We start from the raw sequence: 6,746 nt of genomic DNA on the forward strand, positions 1-6,746 counted from the left end.
GGCCGTTATTGTCGCATGGCCTGCCTTTCCACAGAGAGATCAGCTGAGCTTGACCAGCTGCTTGCCGAAGTTGCGCCCTTTTAAGAGGCCAATGAAGGCCTCGGGGGCGCTGGCCAGGCCATCGGCCACGGATTCGCGGAATGTCAGCTTGCCCGTCGCCACCAGCGAGCCCAGTTCCGCCAGTCCCTGCGGCCAGAATTCCGGCTGCTCCGAGACGATGAAGCCGCGCACGGTGAGGCGGTTGGTGAGGATGAAGCGCGCATTGTCGAGCGGCGTCGCTTCGCCGTTGTAGCCGGCGATCCAGCCGCACACGGCCACGCGGCCAAAGGCGTTGGTGCGCGCCAGGGCCGCATCGAAGATGGCGCCGCCCACGTTTTCAAAGATGGCGTCGATGCCGTCCGGCGTGGCCGCTGCCAAGTCGGCCGCCAAGTTGCCCGCCTTGTAATCGACGCAGGCATCGAAACCCAGTTCCTTGACGACATACGCGCATTTCTCCGCGCCGCCAGCGATGCCGACCACACGGCAGCCTTTCAATTTCGCCAACTGGCCCACGACGCTGCCGACGGCGCCGCTGGCGGCCGACACGATCACGGTTTCGCCCGCTTTCGGCGCCATGATCTGGTTCAAGCCATACCACGCCGTCATGCCCGGCATGCCGACGGCACCCAGATAGGCCGAGGCGGGAATATGCGTCGTGTCGACCTTGCGCAGCATCGTGCCGTCCGAGACAGCCACTTCCGTCCAACCCAAGGTCCCCACGACCGTGTCGCCCACGGCGAACTTCGGATGCTTCGATTCGAGCACCACGCCCACCGTGCCGCCGATCATGGTTTCATTCAAGGCTTGCGGCGCCGCATAGCTTTTACTCACGCTCATGCGCCCGCGCATATAGGGATCCAAGGACAGATACTGGTTACGCAGCAGCAATTGACCATCCTGGATGGCGGGAATCTCGACAGTTTCCAAACGGAAGTTATCCGGCTGCACTTCAGCCGTGGGACGCGAGGCAAGGACGATGCGTTGGTAGGTGGTCATGAATGCTCCAGTTATTAATCAAATGAAACCCAGAGGCGACAACTGGGGTCGAACCCTGAGGGTTCGACCCCGGCCCTTCGCTTTGGGGTTAACGGGTGTTCAAATCTCGTAATCCATGCATTGCCGTGCTTCCCGCACGGCCCCAAAGAACGGCTTGATTTTCACGTGCTCGGGATGGTTCTGGTAAGCGTCGAGCGCTGCGCGGCTGGCGAATTCGCTGTACAGGACGATGTCGTAGGTCGCTTCCAGGCCCGGCTGGGCCACGGCCGCCTCGAATGCCAGGATGCCGGGCACCAGGTTGGAGCAGGAATCGAGCAGGGCTTTCAGTTTCAAGGCATTGGTGGCGCGGTCGGCGCCTTCGGCGTGGTCTTTGAGTTTCCAGAAAACGATGTGCTTGATCATGGTGGCGATGTGAATCAGTTTATCAATGAAGCATTACTGTACCCGCTATCGGCATGCCTTGCAGGAACAGCGTGCGCCATGCAAACGGGCGGCACCCAGGCCGCCCGCAGAATGGCTGTCAAGCAAGCATTACAGCACCTCGAACAGCCCGGCCGCGCCCTGCCCGCCGCCGATGCACATGGTCACCACCACGTATTTGACGCCACGGCGCTTGCCTTCGATCAAGGCGTGGCCCGTCAGGCGGGCGCCCGACACGCCGTACGGGTGGCCGACGGCGATCGCGCCGCCGTTGACGTTCAGGCGCTCCATGGGGATGCCCAGGGTATCGGCGCAGTACAGCACTTGCACGGCGAACGCCTCGTTGAGTTCCCACAGCCCGATGTCGGCCACCGTCAAGCCCGCCTTTTTCAGCAGTTTGGGAATCGCGTAGACGGGGCCGATGCCCATTTCATCGGGTTCGCAGCCGGCCACGGCAAAACCGCGGAAGATGCCCAGCGGCTGCAAGCCTTTCGCTTCGGCCACTTTGGCGTTCATGACGATGGCCATCGAAGCGCCGTCGGAAAACTGGCTGGCATTGCCGGCGCTGATGACGCCGCCGGGAATGGCCGGGCGTATCTTCGCCACGCCGTCGTAGGTCGTGTCGGCACGGATGCCTTCATCGGCGGCAATCGTCACTTCGCGCGAGATCAGCATGCCGCTGGCCTTGTCGGCCACGCCCATGATGGTGGTCATCGGCACGATTTCCGCGTCGAACAGGCCGGCGGCCTGGGCGCTTGCTGCGCGCTGCTGGCTTTGCGCGCCGTAGGCGTCCTGGCGCTCGCGCGAAATCTGGTAGCGCTTGGCCACGGTTTCGGCCGTCTGCAGCATGGGCCAGTACACTTCCGGCTTGTGCTGCTGCAGCCAGACGTCACGGTACATATGCGTATTCATTTCATTTTGCACGCAGGAAATCGATTCCACGCCGCCCGCCGCATAGATGTCGCCTTCGCCGGCGATGATGCGCTGCGCTGCCAGGGCGATGGCCTGCAAGCCCGAGGAACAAAAACGGTTGACGGTCATGCCGGCCGTGGTGACGGGGCAGCTTGCGCGCAAGGCCACCTGGCGCGCAAGATTGCCGCCCGTGGCGCCTTCCGGAAAGGCGCAGCCGACCAGCACGTCCTCCACTTCGTCCGCCTCGATGCGCGCGCGCTCGACGGCCGCCGCCAGCACATGGCCGCCCAAGGTGGCGCCATGCGTCATGTTGAACGCGCCCTTCCAGGACTTGGCCAGGCCCGTGCGGGCGGTCGATACGATGACGGCTTCATTCATGCTGTGTCTCCTTGTGGGAATGTTATATGGTCAATGACAGTGTATCTGTGGAACGAGAATAGCACATTTAAGTACGGTCGTTCGCAAAACTCCGGCAAACATCCATTTGTAAGCCTGGTGTAAGTTTCAAGCAAGCATGACGTAAGGTTCGGAGAACACACTCGCCTCCAGCTGTTGCAAGAATGGTCAAAAAGACCTCGGCAATGGTTCACTATAAAACATAGGGAGACAAACCATGGCAACACCATCCGGCTCGGCCGACGTACGGAAATTTTCCACCAAAGGAACGCCGATTACGCCCGAGGAACGCAAGGTCATCTTTGCGTCATCCTTGGGCACGGTCTTTGAATGGTACGATTTTTACCTGTACGGCTCGCTCGCTTCCATCATCGCCAAGCAATTCTTCATCGGCGACCCCACCACCACCTTCATCTTCGCGCTGCTGGCCTTTGCCGCCGGCTTCATCGTGCGTCCGTTCGGCGCACTGGTCTTCGGCCGCCTGGGCGACATGATCGGCCGCAAGTACACCTTCCTGATCACCATCCTGATCATGGGCGGCTCCACCTTTATCGTCGGCTTGCTGCCTGGCCACGCCTCCATCGGCATCGCCGCACCGATCATCCTCGTCTTCCTGCGCATCCTGCAAGGCCTGGCGCTGGGCGGCGAATACGGCGGCGCGGCCACCTATGTGGCCGAGCACGCGCCTGAAGGCAAGCGCGGCGCGTTCACGGCATGGATACAAACGACGGCAACCCTGGGCTTCTTCCTGTCGCTGATGGTCATCCTGGGCACCCGCCTGGCGACTGGCGAGAAGGATTTCGAGGCGTGGGGTTGGCGCATTCCCTTCCTGGTCTCCGTCATCCTGCTGGGGATTTCCGTGTGGATCCGCCTGGCCATGAATGAATCGCCGGCGTTTGCCAAGATGAAGGCCGAGGGCAAGACTTCGAAAGCCCCCCTGACGGAAGCGTTCGGCAAGTGGAAGAACCTGAAGATCGTCATCCTGGCGCTGATCGGCCTGACCGCCGGCCAGGCCGTCGTGTGGTACACGGGCCAGTTCTACGCCCTGTTCTTCATGATCCAGACCCTGAAAGTGGACCTGGCAACGGCCAACGTGCTGATCGCCATCGCGCTGCTGCTGGCCACGCCGTTCTTCCTCTTCTTCGGCAGCCTGTCCGACCGCATCGGCCGCAAGTACATCATTCTCGGCGGCTGCCTGATCGCCGCAGCGACCTACTTCCCGATCTTCAACGGCCTGACCCACTTCGCCAATCCGCAGCTGGAAGCGGCACTGAAGAACTCGCCAGTGGTGGTGGTGGCCGATCCAGCCTCCTGCCACTTCCAGTTCAACATGACGGGCACGAAGAAATTCCCATCGTCGTGCGACATCGCCACCGGCTTCCTGTCGAACAGCTCGGTGAACTACACGAAGGAAGACGCGCCGGCTGGCAGCATCGCCAAGGTACGCATCGGCACGAAGGAATTTTCTTCGTTTAACGCCGCCATGACGCCCGATGGCCTGAACTTCGATGCCGACAGCAAGGCCCAGGAAGCGGCGCTGAAGAAAGAACTGGGCGCCGGCATCAAGGAAGCGGGCTACCCTGCGAAAGCCGATCCGGACCAGATCAACAAGCCGATGGTCGTCTTGCTGCTGTTCATCCTGGTGCTGTACGTGACCATGGTGTATGGCCCGATCGCCGCCATGCTGGTGGAAATGTTCCCGACGCGTATCCGTTACACCTCGATGTCCCTGCCCTACCACATCGGCAACGGCTGGTTCGGCGGCTTGCTGCCGACCACGGCCTTCGCGCTGGTGGCGTTCAAGGGCGACATCTATTACGGCCTGTGGTATCCGATCGTCGTCGCCCTGGCGACTGTCGTGATCGGCACCCTGTTCGTGAAGGAAACCAAGGACAACAATATCTACGCCGACGATTAACTTGATATCCGATGCGAGCCCCGGGCCCCGGCCGCAAGGCCGGGGCCCGCAAAGCAAAACGCCGCTGACTGGTCAGCGGCGTTTTGCTTTGCGGCGCAGGCGGCGGCGAGCCTATTTGTCGCTCGGGCTCTTTTTCAGCTGGTCGCGCTGCTGCACGTATTCCTGATAGCTGGTCTGGTTACGCTTGCGGCAGGCATTGCGGTCGTCGAAATTGTTCAGGCTATTGCAATACTCGCCGATCTTGTCCCGGTTCGCGTCATACAAAACTTCACAGCCAGTGATGGCCAGCAAGAAGGGAACGATCAGATATTTCATTGCTACTCTCATGGATAGGGACGGATTGCGCATAAAAACACCAGATTGCCCACCGGATAAGCGGGCAGCTTTATCTTAACGCGATCCTGACGAAAAGTACAAGCGCTCGGTATTACTTAATGGAAAGGATTCCCGGCACAACGACCTGATCGGCGCCGGCATCCTCGGTCAACAGCGGCTCGCCAGCCGCCCTTGACCGGCAGTCGGCCAGCAACAGTATCACTCGGTCACTCCGGCCCACGGCCGCCCTGATCCGGGCTATGCTATGGCCGTCCTTGTTCTTACAGCGGAGTGCCCATGCTCGATCACGTTTCCCTCACCGTCAGCGACCTGGTACGCGCCGAGCGCTTCTACGACGCCATCTTCGCCGCGCTGGACGTGCCCAAGGTGGGCAGCGACCATGCGCACGCGTGGATAGGCTACGGCGAGCGCAGCGATGCGGAACACCCCGGGCGCAGCTATTTTTCCGTGCGCCTGGGCCCGAGACCGGACGACGCGCCGCGCCGCCACTGCTGCTTCAAGGCCTCCTCGCGCGCGGCCGTGGAAGCGTTCTGGCACGCCGGGCTGGCGCACGGCGGCATCGACCTGGGCGCGCCCGGCTTGCGCCATTATCACGCCAGCTATTACGCGGCCTTTTTGTTCGATCCGGACGGCAACCGCATCGAAGCCGTCTGCCATCGCGCCGATGCCGGCTGACAGGACAGGAAATCCGCCTCTGTTCGGCATTTCCACTTCGGGACGATTTGCCTATAATGGCTGCCAAGCCATACCGGTTCCCGGTCCGTGCACCAAGAAGGAGATTCATGCATCATCTATTCGTCGGCCGCCCCGCGCGCACCATGCTCCTCTCCAGCGCCGGCTTGCTGCTGGCAGGCTGTTTTTCCGGCTGCTCCCTGTTGCCATCGTCACCGGCCACGCCAGGCGTGCCGGCCACGGCCGCCCTCCCGGACGCCAGCATCGCCTACACCCTGAGCGGCCAGGGCGGCTTGCCTGTGGTCTTCCAGTCGGCCATGGGCGACGGCAAGGATGCGTGGGCCACGGTGGCGCCCGAAGTGGCCAGGCAGCACCGCGTGCTCGTGTACGACCGTCCTGGCTACGGCGACAGCAAAAAAACCACCACGCCGCGCGATCCCTGCACCATTGCCGCCCAGCAGCGCGCCCTGCTGGCGCAAGCGGGCCTGAAACCGCCGTATGTGCTGGTCGGCCATGGCTTGGGCGGGCTGTACCAGTATGTGTATGCGAGGCTGTACCCGCAGGACGTGGCCGGCCTGGTCTTGCTCGATCCCACGCACCCACAGCAATGGAACCGCCTGCAAACGGACGCGTCCGCCTACGCCATGCTCGTGAAAACGCGGCGCAAACTCATGTTCAACAGTGTGGAATCGGCCGAATTCGATGCCCAGACACAATGCCTGCAGCACGTCGACATGGCCAGTCCCCTGCGCGTGCCCGCCATGCTGCTGGTGCGCGACAAGTTCGGCATCGAGGAAATGGGCTCGTTTGAAAACGTGGTGCGGGCCCAGGAAAAGGATTGGCAGCGCCTGTCCGGCGCGCCCGCCATCGAGCGGATCACGGGCGCCGGCTACTACATCCAGAAAGACAACCCCGTCATCGTCAACGAGGCGATCAAGATGGTAGCGAAGAAGAAGTAAACATGCTTGCTGGCGTCCGTGGTGGTGTCGGATTACGCGCTTGCGCGCTAATCCGACCTTGTATTATTCCTCTCATGCGGTTGGTGGTGTTGCGAACA

7 protein-coding genes are annotated in these 6,746 nt (G+C 62.0%); 3 read left to right on the top strand and 4 right to left on the bottom strand.

Annotated features, from left to right (window positions below; all coding sequences use genetic code 11):
* Positions 1 to 39: 39 nt before the first annotated feature.
* The 3 genes from AC54AF_RS16295 to AC54AF_RS16305 form a co-directional block, all read right to left on the bottom strand.
* Positions 40 to 1,035 (bottom strand): NADP-dependent oxidoreductase, encoded by a 996-nt coding sequence (locus AC54AF_RS16295; RefSeq protein ID WP_496637382.1) that lies wholly within the window; start codon positions 1,033 to 1,035, stop codon positions 40 to 42.
* Positions 1,036 to 1,134: 99 nt separating this feature from the next.
* A complete protein-coding gene (locus AC54AF_RS16300; protein ID WP_131686494.1) occupies positions 1,135 to 1,437 on the bottom strand; it encodes a Dabb family protein in 303 nt (100 codons plus the stop codon).
* Positions 1,438 to 1,566: 129 nt separating this feature from the next.
* Positions 1,567 to 2,745, bottom strand: coding sequence for an acetyl-CoA C-acyltransferase (locus tag AC54AF_RS16305; RefSeq protein WP_496637383.1), 1,179 nt, complete (start codon positions 2,743 to 2,745; stop codon positions 1,567 to 1,569).
* A 235-nt stretch (positions 2,746 to 2,980) separates the two neighbouring features.
* Here AC54AF_RS16305 and AC54AF_RS16310 point away from each other — a divergent pair, with 235 nt between their 5' ends.
* Positions 2,981 to 4,681, top strand: a complete 1,701-nt coding sequence (locus tag AC54AF_RS16310; RefSeq protein WP_496637384.1) for an MFS transporter — start codon at positions 2,981 to 2,983, stop codon at positions 4,679 to 4,681.
* Positions 4,682 to 4,792: 111 nt separating this feature from the next.
* On the opposite strand, the gene AC54AF_RS16315 is transcribed toward AC54AF_RS16310, so the two are convergent.
* Positions 4,793 to 4,996, bottom strand: coding sequence for a hypothetical protein (locus AC54AF_RS16315; RefSeq protein WP_131686491.1), 204 nt, complete (start codon positions 4,994 to 4,996; stop codon positions 4,793 to 4,795).
* A gap of 297 nt (positions 4,997 to 5,293) precedes the next feature.
* Here AC54AF_RS16315 and AC54AF_RS16320 point away from each other — a divergent pair, with 297 nt between their 5' ends.
* A complete protein-coding gene (locus AC54AF_RS16320) occupies positions 5,294 to 5,692 on the top strand; it encodes a VOC family protein (protein WP_496637385.1) in 399 nt (132 codons plus the stop codon).
* Between the two features lie 107 nt (positions 5,693 to 5,799).
* Positions 5,800 to 6,648: an alpha/beta fold hydrolase gene (locus tag AC54AF_RS16325; RefSeq protein WP_496637386.1), complete on the top strand. Its 849-nt coding sequence runs from the start codon at positions 5,800 to 5,802 to the stop codon at positions 6,646 to 6,648.
* The last annotated feature ends 98 nt before the right edge of the window (positions 6,649 to 6,746 follow it).

The organism is Janthinobacterium sp. JF4 (assembly GCF_059617925.1).